The sequence below is a fragment of the Fructilactobacillus sp. X2R1C3 genome (genome assembly GCF_059901425.1).
In genome coordinates, this window is record NZ_JBWXUW010000003.1 from 43,814 (window position 1) to 58,017 (window position 14,204).

12 protein-coding genes are annotated in these 14,204 nt (G+C 38.4%); 2 read left to right on the forward strand and 10 right to left on the reverse strand.

The features are described from left to right. Positions 1–66 precede the first annotated feature (66 nt). The 10 genes from minD to ezrA form a co-directional block, all read right to left on the reverse strand. On the reverse strand, positions 67–870 hold the full coding sequence (minD, locus tag AC6UDD_RS04170; RefSeq protein ID WP_500694377.1) for a septum site-determining protein MinD: 804 nt from the start codon (positions 868–870) through the stop codon (positions 67–69). After that, positions 870–1,550: a septum site-determining protein MinC gene (locus AC6UDD_RS04175; protein WP_500694376.1), complete on the reverse strand. Its 681-nt coding sequence runs from the start codon at positions 1,548–1,550 to the stop codon at positions 870–872. The genes minD and AC6UDD_RS04175 overlap by 1 nt, the downstream gene beginning before the upstream one ends. A gap of 18 nt (positions 1,551–1,568) precedes the next feature. Then, positions 1,569–2,117 (reverse strand): rod shape-determining protein MreD, encoded by a 549-nt coding sequence (gene mreD / locus AC6UDD_RS04180; RefSeq protein WP_500718976.1) that lies wholly within the window; start codon positions 2,115–2,117, stop codon positions 1,569–1,571. Continuing rightward, entirely contained in the window at positions 2,101–2,949 is an 849-nt protein-coding gene (gene mreC / locus AC6UDD_RS04185; protein WP_500718978.1) for a rod shape-determining protein MreC, read from the reverse strand. The genes mreD and mreC overlap by 17 nt, the downstream gene beginning before the upstream one ends. Before the next feature lie 59 nt (positions 2,950–3,008). After that, positions 3,009–4,022, reverse strand: a complete 1,014-nt coding sequence (locus tag AC6UDD_RS04190; RefSeq protein WP_500718981.1) for a rod shape-determining protein — start codon at positions 4,020–4,022, stop codon at positions 3,009–3,011. Positions 4,023–4,120: 98 nt separating this feature from the next. Next, entirely contained in the window at positions 4,121–5,461 is a 1,341-nt protein-coding gene (locus AC6UDD_RS04195; protein ID WP_500718983.1) for a bifunctional folylpolyglutamate synthase/dihydrofolate synthase, read from the reverse strand. Positions 5,462–5,513: 52 nt separating this feature from the next. Beyond that, positions 5,514–8,180: a valine--tRNA ligase gene (locus AC6UDD_RS04200; protein WP_500718986.1), complete on the reverse strand. Its 2,667-nt coding sequence runs from the start codon at positions 8,178–8,180 to the stop codon at positions 5,514–5,516. Between the two features lie 282 nt (positions 8,181–8,462). Next, positions 8,463–9,686 carry a tRNA uracil 4-sulfurtransferase ThiI gene (gene thiI, locus AC6UDD_RS04205; RefSeq protein ID WP_500718989.1) on the reverse strand — a complete coding sequence of 408 codons (1,224 nt, stop codon included), beginning with the start codon at positions 9,684–9,686 and terminating at the stop codon, positions 8,463–8,465. A 33-nt stretch (positions 9,687–9,719) separates the two neighbouring features. After that, on the reverse strand, positions 9,720–10,865 hold the full coding sequence (locus AC6UDD_RS04210) for a cysteine desulfurase family protein (RefSeq protein ID WP_500718991.1): 1,146 nt from the start codon (positions 10,863–10,865) through the stop codon (positions 9,720–9,722). A 113-nt stretch (positions 10,866–10,978) separates the two neighbouring features. Beyond that, positions 10,979–12,697 (reverse strand): septation ring formation regulator EzrA, encoded by a 1,719-nt coding sequence (gene ezrA, locus AC6UDD_RS04215; protein ID WP_500718993.1) that lies wholly within the window; start codon positions 12,695–12,697, stop codon positions 10,979–10,981. 330 nt (positions 12,698–13,027) lie between these two features. Between ezrA and rpsD the strand changes: the two genes are divergently transcribed. After that, positions 13,028–13,633, forward strand: a complete 606-nt coding sequence (rpsD, locus tag AC6UDD_RS04220; RefSeq protein WP_500718995.1) for a 30S ribosomal protein S4 — start codon at positions 13,028–13,030, stop codon at positions 13,631–13,633. Between the two features lie 108 nt (positions 13,634–13,741). Then, positions 13,742–14,200, forward strand: a complete 459-nt coding sequence (locus tag AC6UDD_RS04225) for a YueI family protein (protein ID WP_500718998.1) — start codon at positions 13,742–13,744, stop codon at positions 14,198–14,200. Positions 14,201–14,204: the final 4 nt, after the last annotated feature.

Sequence of the window (14,204 nt, forward strand, 5' to 3'; positions counted from 1 at the left end):
CTAATTCCTCCAAAATAAAAAGTTCCCATAGAAAGAATTCTAAGAGAACTTTATCAATTAGTATAACTAATTCTTTGTAAATACGTGTTTGAATTTAGACCAAAAACCTTTTTTCTGTGGCTTGATTTTCATCAATGGAACGGTTTCTCCAAGCAAGCGTCGAGCGATGTTACGATAAGCCGTTGATGCCGGATCATCAGTATCTAAAACTACTGGTTCGCCATGATTTGAAGTAGTAATCACCTTATCATCATCAACTACAACTCCAAGTAAACTAATTCCCAGGTGATGAGTAATTTCGTCAACATCCATCACATCGCCATTGTCCATCATACTTGGTCGAACTCGATTAATAACCAACCTTGGAGCTTCTTTTAAAGGATGCTTCCCTAATAGCCCTACAATTCGATCTGCATCTCGAACCGCAGAAATTTCCGGTGTGGTAACCACAATGGCACTATCTGCTCCGGCAACGGAATTGAGAAACCCTTGCTCAATTCCTGCCGGACAATCAATCAACACAAAATCAAACTGTGGCTTTAATTCATCAACAATATCTTTAACTTGGTCCTCTTTTAAGGCCGATTTATCTGTATTCTGAGCGGCTGGTAATAAGTATAAATTATCGTCAAAGCGTTTGTCCTTTACCAGTGCTTTTTGCAGTGGAACCCGTCCATTTGCGACGTCAACGATGTCATACATAATTCGATTATCTAGTCCAAGAACAACGTCAAGGTTTCTAAGACCGATATCCAAATCCATCAAACAGACGCGCTTCCCCATTAAGGCTAAAGCAGTCCCGATGTTAGCTGAAGTAGTTGTTTTACCAACTCCACCCTTTCCAGAGGTAATAACGATTGCTTTTCCCATTATTCGGTTCCTCCTATTCGATTATAAAACTTCGGACTAATGTCTTTAATCTGATCTAAATTGCCATACTCGATAGTATGTAAGTCATTAATGTAAATAACAGTACGGCTATTTTCAGAAATTCTATTTTTATTATCACTGACGATATCAAATTGTTCGCCGATCCGAACTTGTTGCGCATCATTTAAGTTACCAATCACAATGGCTTCCTCGTCGTTCGGAAATCCAGCGTGAACAATTCCTCTCACATATCCTAAATTATAAACATTGCCACCCGCAAGTAATTTACCTCCCTCATGAATGGCCCCAAAGAAAAGGACATCGCCCTTGGCTGTAATCTCTTCACCATTTCTGATGGTTCTACCAATGACAGAAACCTTATTTAAGTCTCGGATTCGGTATGCCTCTGACGTAGTAACCACATCAGCCATAAATCTCCTGATACTCATCCTAGGATATTTAGAGACGATCTCCCTTAGCGTTTGTTTTTGCGCTCCAGTGAGAATCCGATTTCCGGTAAAAACATCAAAAGAAAATTGTTTAGCATTCCCTAATTCTTTTCCACTACTAAGTTGTTCCATCAAGTTCTTGAACTCATTAATGTCACTATCAAAACTACTGGTATCAGAAATATTAATTTCATAACCATTTTGAGTACCTTTTAAAACTACATTTTCCATACAGTCAATGCTCCTAGTTTAACTAAAATAATTGAAAAGTGCCCTGATTGGGAGATACAGAATAACAAATAGGATCAGGTTCAACACTAACGTTGGACCTAAGGTATAAATCAATAACTGTATCCCACTGAGAGAGGCAATATGTGCAATTCGATCACCTAAGTAGCTCAAAATAAATATCACCAAAACATCCCCAACGTACAGTAAGGATGAAGTGACCATGTTCTCACGCACAAATTTTAAAACCATTCGATTAATATAAACCACCAGCGGAAATGCGAACATAAAGATCCCAATAATTCCAACGTAATAAATATCATAAACGATCCCAATTCCTAAGGCCCACCATCCCATGTGTAATTTCTCATGGCGTGCAAAAAGAGTGGCCATTACCAACCATAACAAGGTTAAGTAAGGCACCATTGAAAATTTGCCAAAAAGTACTGGTGAAAAAAGTTTAGAAATCGTTCCTTCCAGTAGAAATGAAACGACCAACCCAATTGGATATAAGAACTTTAACCGGGAAGGACGTCTCATTGGACTTCCTCTTCTAATCCTTCTTGCCAATTACGGTCACCGCCTCAATATCATCCATGTTTGCAGCTGGTTTAATGTTGACTTTTTCAGAAATACCATCACTGTTTTGTTTAGTTCCAGCAACTTTTCCAACGTAAAGTCCCTTAGGAGTTACACCACCAAGACCATTAGTCATGACTTTAGTCCCAGACTTAATCTTGTCTTGATTAGTAACGCTTCCCATTACCAACTCATTAGTATCACGATTATAACCGTCAATTAATCCATTAACGACTTTCTTTTCCCCTTGAACCTGAACCGCAAAACGGCTCGCATTATCAGTTTTGTCGGTGATTAGTTCGACTTTACTGTTGGTTTTGTTAACTTCAGCAACTCGACCAACTAGTCCTGAATTAACAATTACGGACATGTTCTTTTGAATTCCTGCAGCCGATCCCTTATTAATGATCAGTTGATTTTGCCATGAGGATGGTGTCCTAGTAATTACGCTAGCATTAATCGCCTTGTAGTCCGTGGGAGTTCCTTTAATATTCAACTGTTGTCTTAATTTTTCATTTTCATTTTCCAGTGCTTGATTTTTAACTTGAGTTTGAGCTAATTGTTCAACCTGACCCTTTAAATGATTATTTTCCTGATAAGTATTTAACAAATTACCAGTGGCACCAAACAGTGAGCCAACACCATTGGCAGGAATACTAACAATTCGATCGCCAAATCCAACAACATCATTTCCAACTTGTTGAATCAATGGAGGAGTAGCACGATTTTTTCGCACTGCCACTGACCCACTAATCAAACCTAAGCCAATAATTAAGCAAACGACAATGATTACTAGCTTTCGACTTGAAAAAAACTTGTGCATAATAATCCTCCGTACGTGCTTAAAATAAATAAGCGGGAATTCATCCCCGCTTATCCAATTTATTTTCTATTCATTGCTTCAATACTCTTAAGAGATTCACCAGTTCCAATTGCTACACAATCCATTGGATCCTTGGCAATTGTCACAGGAACTTGAGTGGCATCTGATACTACTTCGGGGAGATTTTTGAGTAGAGCTCCGCCACCAGTAAGAACAATTCCATGATCAATCACGTCAGCTGAAATTTCAGGAGAAGTCTCTTCTAACGTTTCTTTAATCGTAGTGATGATCTCAAGAATGTCTTCGTGCATTGCAGAAGCTACATCCTCCGCAGTTACTTCAACTGACTTAGGAAGACCAGTAAGTAAATCTCTTCCACGAACGGTCTCATCACTCATATCCTTTGCGGCACCAATTGATGCAGAACCAATGGTGCACTTCAAATGTTCTGCAGTTGGTTCACCAATTAGGACATTGTAATTTTTTCTGATAAAGGTAACGATCACTTCGTTCAACTTATCACCAGCCATTCTAACCGAACGTGATGATACGATCCCACCAAGAGAAATAGTGGCGACGTCGGTAGTTCCACCACCAATGTCAACAACCATGCTTCCAGTCGGATCCATAACTGGTAGACCTGCACCAATTGCAGCAGCAAATGGTTCTTCAATTACATAAGCATCCTTTGCTCCAGCAACTCGAGTAGCATCAATTACGGCACGCTTTTCAACCGCAGTGATGCCACTTGGAACACAAACCATTACGTAAGGTTTGCCACCATGATTACCCAAGGCTTTATCGATATAATACTTCATCATAGTCACAGTAGTATCATAATCTGCAATTACACCGTCCTTCATTGGACGAATAGCCTCAATGCTAGCAGGCGTTCTACCAATCATAGACTCGGCTTGTTGCCCAACAGCAACAATTTCGCCAGTTTTTGTATTTTTAGCAACCACAGAGGGTTCTCGTAAAACGATTCCTTTTCCATCAACATAAACAATGGTATTAGCGGTTCCTAAATCGATTCCGATGTTTTTTGTACCTAATCCGAACAATTTATTCATCCCTTCAATTTTAAGTTTTAATTTTTAAGTTATTACTTTGATAAGACTAGTATATCATACTGCATTTATATCAGTCAGAAATATAAGACCAAAATTAGTTACTTAAGTTTTTCTTCATTTTCTTTAATATATTTTCTAACTTCAGAGATAAATAACAGTGATCCCGTAACCAAAATTAACTGATTATCGTTTTTTTTGGCACGGACTTTTTTTACCGATTTGTTCAGTGCTTTATGCCAATCGCTAACTTGTGAAACATTGGAAAAGTTATCGATATCAAGTTTAGAAAAGTCAGCACTTGCCCGCCTTTCTCCCGCAGAAAACCGTGTCAAAATAACGTCACTATTAGGCAAAGATTCAACAATTTTGAGCATTTCTGGATACTGTTTGTCAGCGAAAACCCCCATCACAATTGTAAGGTGAGAATTTTCCCACTTACTATTTCTAACACGAAGCGACGACAAAAGGCTTCGAATTGCTGGAACATTATGAGCCCCATCAATCATAATCGTGGGATCATTATTAATTACTTCCATTCTTCCAATCCATTTTGTTGAATTAATTCCCGTTTTGACCGAAGAAATCATGGATCGTTCTGTCATATTTAAATAATTGAACGCATAAACCAAGAAAGCTTCAATCGCAATTGCAGCATCTTCCATTTCAAAGCTTCCAATTTGTTTCATTGAAATGTTATCAATGTTCAAATAATTATTTGAAAAATTAAAATGATTTTGATTAACCTGCGCGAATTGATAATCACGCTTTAGTTCCCAAATCGGACTATCTAATTTTCTAGCTGCTCGTTCAATCACTTTTCTCGGACCTGCTTTGATTCCTCCAATCACACATGGACGGTTTTTTCGAATAATTCCAGCCTTATTATCCGCAATTTTTTCTTCCGAGTCACCAAGCAGTGCCATGTGATCCATCCCAATGGTAGTAATAATTGACATTTTGGAATTAACCACGTTGGTTGAATCGGACTTTCCTCCAATTCCGGCCTCCACAATCACAATATCAACGGGATGCTTACGGAAATAGATGAACATCATAGCACAAATGATTTCAAACTCAGAGGGACCTAAATCAGGATCATTTTTATCAATTTCATCGACAACCGGTTTAATTTCACGCACTAACTTTAAAATTTCATCGTCTGAAATTGGTCGATTATTTACACTGATCCGCTCGTTGAACTTAATCATAAAGGGTGAAGTAAAGGTTCCAACTGAGAGTCCAGAAGCCATTAACATGTTACTTAAATAAGCAACACACGAGCCTTTTCCATTAGTTCCTGCTACATGAATGCAGTTTAACGTTTTTTCTGGACAGCCTAATTTCTTCATAAAGTGCGCCATCCGTTTTGTAGGTGGTTCCTTTTTAATTCGTGGTCTACCGTGGATATATTTTAATGCTTCATTGTAACTATCAATCACCCTTACCACTCCTCTAAAAAGAAAGCTCAGCCATTTAGCTGAGCCTCGTCTTTTATTTATTTAAAGCATCAATTACATCTTTAAGTCGAATTTTAACGGCTTTAAGTTTAGCCTCATTGTCGGCTTGCTTTTCCTTTTGCTCGTTGACAACTGCCTCCGGAGCATTGTCTACAAACTTTTTGTTAGCTAGTTTTTTCTGTGCTCGTTTGACTTCCGATTCAAATTTTTGGACTTCTTTTTGTAGCCGTTCTTTTTCATCATTTAGGTCAACCAGTTCATCCAGTGGGATACTGATCTCAGCATCAGTAATTACCGATGTCATAGCCAATTTAGGAATATTAATGTCAGAACCAATCTCTAACTTATTAGGGTGACCAAATCGTTCAATGTAGTCACTGTTATCTTCTAGTACCTTTTTCAAATCGGAATTCTTAGTTTTAACTAGAATGTCAACTGGACTAGATAGTGGTGCATTAACCTCCGAACGGATATTTCTGACTGCTTTAATAACATCAATCAGATGATTCATATTTGATTCTGCTTTTTTATCATCAAACTCATCATGAGTTACTGGATACTCAGCTACCACCAATGATTCACCAACGTGCGGCATTGAAAGCCAAATCTTTTCAGTAACAAATGGCATAACTGGTTGGAGTAATCGCAAAATTTGATCCAAAACGTACGCTAGGATATTTCGCGTGTTTTGTTTGGCTTTTTCATCTAAGCCAGTCAAAATTTCCTTGCTCATTTCAATGTACCAATCACAAAAATCATTCCAAATAAAATCATAAAGTGAACGATTGGCTTCACCAAAGTTAAACTTGTCATATTCTTCGGTAACATGCTTAACAACCTGGTTTAATTTCGAAAGAATCCATCGATCGGATAAGTTCCATTCTGATTGAGCTGGTAACTCTGGCTTTGTCATGTCACCTAAATTCATGATGACGTAACGACTGGCATTCCAAATCTTATTGACAAAATTCCAGGCTGATTCAACCTTACTATAACTAAATTTCATGTCCTGCCCAGGCGTTGTTCCAGTTGAAAGGCACCATCTCAAGGCATCGGCTCCGTACTGATCAATAACATCCATTGGATCAATCCCGTTACCTAAAGACTTACTCATCTTAACCCCATGTTCATCACGGATTAATCCATGTAACAGCACGTTTTTAAATGGACGCTTACCGGTAAAATGTAAACTTTGAAAAATCATTCTCGAGATCCAGAAGAACACCAGATCATAACCAGTTACAAGCGTGTTGGTAGGGAAATAGCGTTGATAATCTTTTGAGTCAGTATCAGGCCAACCAAGGGTTGTAAATGGCCATAAAGCTGATGAAAACCAGGTATCCAACACGTCTGGATCTTGCGTCCAGTTTTCAGGATCTTTAGGAGCGTTTTCGCCAACGTAAATCTTGCCAGTCTCATTATTGTACCAGGCAGGAATCCGATGTCCCCACCATAGTTGCCTTGAAATAACCCAATCATGAACGTTTTCCATCCATTGCATAAAGGTATGCTCAAATCGTTCTGGAATGAAACTAACCGAATCATTGGTCTTTTGATTCTCCATTGCCTTTTTGGCCAATGGTTTCATTTTTACAAACCATTGAGTCGAAAGACGAGCTTCAACCTGAACTCCAGTTCTTTCAGAATGACCAACCGAGTGAACAATGGGATCAATCTTAATCATTAAGCCCTGATCTTCAAGGTCTTTGACCATTGCCTTTCGAGCATCAAAACGATCCATGCCTTCATACTTCCCAGCATTTTCGTTCATTGTAGCGTCTTCATTCATGGTATTAATCCGTTTTAAATCATGTCTGTTCCCAACTTTAAAATCATTAGGATCGTGGGCTGGCGTAATCTTAACCATTCCAGTCCCAAATTCAGGATCAACGTACTGATCGGCAATAATCGGAATGGTCCGATTTACGAGTGGAACAACTACCTTTTTACCCACTAAATCTTTATAACGATCATCACCTGGGTTCACTGCGACAGCAGTATCACCCATCATAGTCTCAGGACGAGTTGTAGCAATTTCAATGTAATTCTTTCCATTAAATTTCGTATCATCAGCAAACGGATACTTAACGTGATAGAAAGCGCCTTTATCATCTTTATGAATAACTTCAATATCGGATAAAGCCGTTCGAGCCTTTGGATCCCAATTAATAATGTATTCACCACGGTAAATTAACCCTTGATTATACAGGTCGACAAATACTTTCCTGACGGCTTTTGACAAACCATCATCCAACGTAAAACGTTCACGACTGTAATCAAGTGATAACCCTAGTTTGGCCCACTGTTTATGGATCGTATCAGCAAAGTCGTCTTTCCATTCCCAAACCTTATCGACAAATTTTTCACGACCTAAATCGTACCGCGAGATCCCCTTCTCGTTAAGCATTGCTTCAACCTTTGCCTGAGTTGCAATCCCCGCATGATCCATTCCAGGAATCCAAACGGTATCATAACCTTGCATCCGTTTCTGTCTAATCAACATGTCTTGAAGGGTGGTATTCCAGGCGTGACCCAAGTGAAGTTTACCGGTCACATTTGGCGGAGGTAAAACAATTGAATATGGTCTTGCCTTTTTATCCCCATTTGGCTTGAAAACATCCTCATCGAGCCATTTCTTATACATCCCAGCTTCAACTGAATTGGGATCGTATTTCGTTGACATATCTACTTCTTTTGCCATTTTTTCACCTCATTTAAAATAAAAAGCATCCGTCCAGAATAGGACGAATGCTCGCGGTACCACCTAAATTGAATTATTGCTAATTCCAACTTAACTAGATAACGGCTAGTACCGATTACATCTTAATTCATTCAACATAACTGCTCACAAGCAACAATGATCATTTTAACGCATGGATTTTCCAGCACGTGTCCACTCTCTGCGCGTCATAACAACCAACCTCTTGATCAAATCATTTAACATAATAAATATTACTCAATTTACAATCTTTAGTCAATCACATTAAAGTAATTCTGAAAAAACATCTTCATTAGCGTTCAAATAATCATCATTTGGGTGAATCTTACTGATCGTAATACCGTCAATGGCTTCTTTCATTAAACCATCCACGTCAATGTTTTTTTCAAACTTTCTGGCTTTCTCCACGTCCGGCTTCGTTTTCGGTGCTGGTGGAGTAAAGATCGTACAGCAGTCCTCATAAGGAAGAATTGATAAATCATAGGTATCAATTTGTTCAGCAATCTTAATAATCTCAGTCTTATCCAAAGAAAGCAACGGACGTAGAACTGGCAAATTAGTCACATCATTAATGGCGCGCATACTTTCTAAAGTCTGTGAAGCAACTTGTCCTAACGACTCACCGGTAAATACCCCATCACAATGACGTGCAATGGTAATTGCTGCGGCAATTCTTAACATCATCCGGCGCTGAACCGTCATCAAGTAACCCTCTGGAACTTTTTCTTTAATCTCTTCTTGAATCTTAGCAAATGGGACCTGGATAAAATCAACGGTTCCACCCAATGCCGAAAGTTTAGCCGTCAAATCCTTAGCTTTTGCTAGCGCTTGTTCACTAGTGTATGGAGGACTGTAGAAATGAATCATATCTAACTTTACCCCACGCTTCATGGCCATGTACGCCGCAACGGGTGAATCAATGCCTCCTGAAAGCATCATGGTACCACGTCCACCAGTTCCAACTGGTAATCCTAATGCTCCCTGAATCGTCTCACTTGATAAATAGATGCCAGACATTCTGACATCAATCTGTAAGTTGATGTCAGGTCCTTTCATTTGAGCTTTAATCCCATCTAAATGATCTAAGACATACCCGCCAACCTCATCATTCACTTGATAAGTGTTTAATGGATAATCTTTATTTTGACGGTTAGTTGAGATCTTAAATGTTTTACCACTCTGAAATTGATTCGAAATCATTGCGAGTGCCTTTTTCTGAATGTCTTCAATTGGGGTATTTTTTTCCAACTTAACAACTGGTGAAAAAGTCTCAATTCCAAAGACCTTTTTTAGGGCTGCCATCACTGGAGCTGCATCTTGACCATGCAAACTGACATGCAACCGATCCCGCTGGGCATCAACGGTGACTCCATCAAACTGTTTTAAAACTTGCCTAACGTTATGTCCCAACTGCCCAATAAAGACCTTGCGATTTTTTCCCTTTGTGGACAATTCGCCGTAACGAACCATAATCTCACTATACTTCACACTCTCACTCCTTTACTATTCTTTAATGATTATCTAACTTAACTTTTTGAATTCTTCGTACAACTCATCAAATACTTGATTAAACTCATCAGCCTCATCTAAAGTATTTTTGTCTCCTAAGGAAATTCGAACGGCACTGCGAGCGATGCTTGGGTCTACTCTCATAGCATCTAAAGTTCCTGCCGTTTCCTCTTTTTTGGATGAACAAGCGCTCGTAGTAGAAATGTAAATTCCATGTTCTTCAAAGGCATGCACGATCGTTTCACCCTTCACTCCCTCAATTGCAAAGCAAAGAATGTGTGGAGCAAAGTGGTCTGATAAACCGGAGAAAGGATGGACCTTGTTGAACTTAGTAATATGAGTATAAATTCGTTCTCTGATTTTTTGTTCACATGCAATGCTTTCAGATTCATGATCCGAAATGATTCTGAGTGCCTTAGCCATCCCTGCTATCGCAGGTACATTCTCAGTCCCGCTCCGTTGTCCTCGTTCTTGGCCACCACCATCCATTAATGGGGCAATCTTACGACCGTTTTTCCCATAGATCAAACCAATTCCTCTGGGAGCATGAAATTTATGCCCAGAAAATGTGACAAAATCAACTCGATCATTGAAAACCAAACCGTGTAGACCTTTACCAACAGCCTGGACGGCGTCAACATGAAAATGAATTTTGGGATATTTTTTTAAGACATCACTAATTTCATTGATGGGTTCAATGGCGCCCATCTCATTATTAACCGCCATGATTGACACCAAGATCGTATCCGGTCTAATAGCAGATTCTAAGTCTTTTGCGGAAACTCGTCCTTCTTTATCAACGGGTAAATAGGTAACGTCAAATCCCAAATCTTCTAAAGCGTGCATTGAATTTTTCACCGCTGCATGTTCAACAGAAGAAGTGATGATATGCTTACCAAATTGATGTTTCTCTTTGGCGGTCCCCTTTATAACCCAATTGTCACCCTCAGTTCCTCCACTAGTAAAGTAGATTTCGTTAGGTTCTACTCCTAAAATTCTCGCAATTTGATTTCTTGATTGATTCAATAAATTAAATGATTGTTGACCAAAGTTATGAAGGCTGGAAGGATTTCCCCAGATCTTTTCACTCACCTGATTATAGGTATCCAAAACCTGACTATCTACTTTAGTCGTCGCACTATTATCAAAGTAAATCATTTGGTACCCTCTCTTTCTAATTCGTCGAAATTACAACAAGATTTATTATACCAGCATTGAAACATAATAAAAACAAGCTGAATTGTTCCAACTCTAACTCAGCTTGTTCGTGCTTACTTTTGATTTTGTGAATCTTGCTTATTTTTGTAATAGGTATTTTCAATTCGCTTGTAGGATCCAGGATTGGCTTTATCAATCGCAGTTGCAATGGTTTCTAAGCTTTCAGGATACTTATATTCATCGTCAAACAGATGCTTAGCTTTTACCAGTGCTCTGCTAATCTCTGGATCAGAATTTCGATAACGATTAGCATACTGCATCACTTGCTCAGCAAGCGATGAACTATCAATCAAATCATCAGTCTTCTCCTCAAGAGTATCACGATCTGATTTAATCACACTTAACTGTTTTTGAACATCATCCATACTAATCTTGACCTTATCCATCGTCCGATTAAGATCTTTAATCTCATCAGCCACAATGCCAAAGTAGTCAATGTAATCCTGAGATATGCCCGGTAAATTCAACTCATCAATCTTACGCTGAATTCCGTGAAGTTCCAAATCAAGATCATCTAAAACCTGATGGGCCTTCTGCTCTTCATCCTTAAAATCAGCCACCGAATCATTAATGGCTCGTTGTTTCTTTTCAATCTCCGTTAATTGACTATCGCTACTGGTGATGTTGGCAAGGATGTGAGTATAAATGGCTTTCTTATTATCAATTGCATCACGATCTTTTTTATAGGTAGCTTCAATCTCATCAATTTGTTTCCCTAAAGCATTGGCCTTATCAATCTCACCATGTTCTAGTGAGTAATTATGACTGAGTCGATCTAATTCATCGATTAAAACCTGATTTTGCTTTTTGGCGTGTTGGATATATTCTCCAGTGATCTTAAATCCCTTATCAACTTTTTTCTTAGCAATTAATTGCTTTTCCATTAAATCGTAAAGACGATCAATCTTGGTTTCAATCTCACTATCAGAATCCTTAGCCAGTTTTAAATCAAGGTGAGCAATATTTTCAAGGTTATCGGAAACGGCTGTTCTTAATTCCTCTAAAGAGACGTCAAATTCATCATCAGCAAATTCATACCCATTTGCGTTCATTTTAGAATGCGTTGAGCTAATCTCATCAATTTGATTTTTAAATTCTACATTATTAGTAGCATATAAATGAGGAATCTGTTGCACATCAGCTTCTAACTGATTAGTTGACTTATTTAAATCACCAAGAATTTTATCAGCTTTCTCGTGGTCACCATTTTTTGATAGATTAGAAAAATCATCAAAGGTCCCCTCAATCGTCGACAACTGATTTTCAAGCGCATCAATCGCGGGCCCAAAGGAAGCGTTCTTAGTAAGCAATTCTTTTCGAAGTTCCTTATAACGACCCTCTAAATCAGTAATAGCTTTCTTATGTTCAGAATTCAGCTGATTCATTTTAGCTAAAAACTGCCGAATTACCTTTACATCATCTTCTGAAGCTTTAATTTGTTGTTCCGCATCTGAGCATGCTTCCCGTGTCTTAACAAAATTAATTCCTTTTGCGTCACTTTTCACCGCTTCGACGTTATTTTTGACGGAAGGAAGTAAGTTATTAGTAACGTTATCAAAATCAGCTTGAGCACTATTAACGCTACTTAATGAATCACCAGTAAGGCCGATATCTTTCACTTTATTAATCTCATCTTGCAGATTCAAATCATTTAGGCGCTTAACACGTTTTTCGATTGTTTCAGAAATTTTTAATAAATGGTGCTGGTACATGACCACGGCACAATAAATTACGGCTACTACAACTAAAATTCCAATAATGACGTTAACCATTAAATACCCGTCCTTCAACAAATTAATTATGTATAAACTTTTCCTTGTTATTAAAGTAATTATATCATAAATGAGAAAAATTTATGATAGCATTCTGAGTTTTTAAGATCATTGACTGCAACGTTGCATTGACTTTTAAGTGCTAATTTCATATAATTGAGCTTGTGTAAAATAATGCAGCAGTATGCGGTAAGCTCGTCAACATGTCCTTGCTACTTATAGTTTAATTAGTAACCCACTGGCTGCTGAGGCGAAAGTTCAGAGGGATATGCACGAATACTAAGCGTACATCGTTATTTTACTCCAAATATTTTATTGGAGGATTCATTTATGTCAAGGTATACAGGTCCAAGTTGGAGAATTTCTCGTCGTCTTGGAGTTTCTTTATCAGGTACTGGTAAGGAATTACAACGTCGCCCATATGCTCCTGGTGTTCACGGCCAAGGTCGTCGTCAAAAACTTTCAGAATATGGTGTTCAATTACGTGAAAAGCAAAAATTACGTTACATGTATGGTTTAACTGAACGTCAATTTTACTCATTGTTTAACCGCTCTGGTAAAATCCGTGAGGGTAAGCATGGTGATAACTTTGAAATTATGCTTGAAAGTCGTTTAGACAACATAGTTTACCGTTTAGGCTTAGCCACTACTAGACGACAAGCTAGACAACTAGTTAATCACGGTCACATTACCGTTGATGGCAAGCGAGTTGACATCCCTTCTTACGAAGTAAAACCCGGTCAAGTGATCGGTGTTCGTGAAAAGGATAAGGACATGGGCATCATCAAAGAGGCTGTTGAATCAGTTGTGAGCCGCCCTGCTTATGTATCATTCGACGCTGATAAGCTTGAGGGTTCATTGACTAGATATCCACAACCAGATGAATTAAATGCAGATATTGATACTTCATTAGTTGTTGAATACTACAACCGTTAAAATATTGTGTCTGTTAAAGAAAAGGCGATCTCGATTGAGACCGCCTTTTTGTATCTCCAATTTCTTTAATGTTAAAATGTAGTAAATACTCAATAAGGAGCAAATATTATGACAGATGACAAAGGATCAGTTCAAAATCGACTTGATCAAGCAATGAGCGGAAACTCCCCTCAAATTAACCCAGATGAGCAACGAAAATACCTAGGAACTTTTCGAGAACGGGTCGACTTCGCCATTACGATTTCTGAAGATAAAAACCAGGATGCAATCGATCAGTTGAGTGCCGAGATGAAACAACATCCTAATTACCAACTCTTCATTAATGGCAATATAGCTGAAGAACAGCAACAACCGTACATGAAGTTAGCTAGCCAAAACAACACCAAGTTCACTTTAAAAAATAACAGTGCTTATGGTACGATGCCTAATCAATATGCCGTGGTCTTAGTTGCCCCTGATGCAATTAATAAAGACCACATTGATTTTGATCCTAGTAAGGTTAACGCCAAACATGACGACGATCAACCTAAAAAACACCAATCATGGTTCTCACGGTTATTTAAGTAGAAAG

What these genes read in the sequence shown, in the direction of transcription:
- ezrA (WP_500718993.1), bottom strand. Translation starts at nt 12,697, where the DNA reads ATGGTTAACGTCATTATTGGAATTTTAGTTGTAGTAGCCGTAATTTAT.
- AC6UDD_RS04200 (WP_500718986.1), bottom strand. Translation starts at nt 8,180, where the DNA reads ATGGCAAAAGAAGTAGATATGTCAACGAAATACGATCCCAATTCAGTT.
- AC6UDD_RS04210 (WP_500718991.1), bottom strand. Translation starts at nt 10,865, where the DNA reads ATGATTTACTTTGATAATAGTGCGACGACTAAAGTAGATAGTCAGGTT.
- AC6UDD_RS04225 (WP_500718998.1), top strand. Translation starts at nt 13,742, where the DNA reads ATGACAGATGACAAAGGATCAGTTCAAAATCGACTTGATCAAGCAATG.
- mreC (WP_500718978.1), bottom strand. Translation starts at nt 2,949, where the DNA reads ATGCACAAGTTTTTTTCAAGTCGAAAGCTAGTAATCATTGTCGTTTGC.
- AC6UDD_RS04175 (WP_500694376.1), bottom strand. Translation starts at nt 1,550, where the DNA reads ATGGAAAATGTAGTTTTAAAAGGTACTCAAAATGGTTATGAAATTAAT.
- minD (WP_500694377.1), bottom strand. Translation starts at nt 870, where the DNA reads ATGGGAAAAGCAATCGTTATTACCTCTGGAAAGGGTGGAGTTGGTAAA.
- rpsD (WP_500718995.1), top strand. Translation starts at nt 13,028, where the DNA reads ATGTCAAGGTATACAGGTCCAAGTTGGAGAATTTCTCGTCGTCTTGGA.
- AC6UDD_RS04190 (WP_500718981.1), bottom strand. Translation starts at nt 4,022, where the DNA reads ATGAATAAATTGTTCGGATTAGGTACAAAAAACATCGGAATCGATTTA.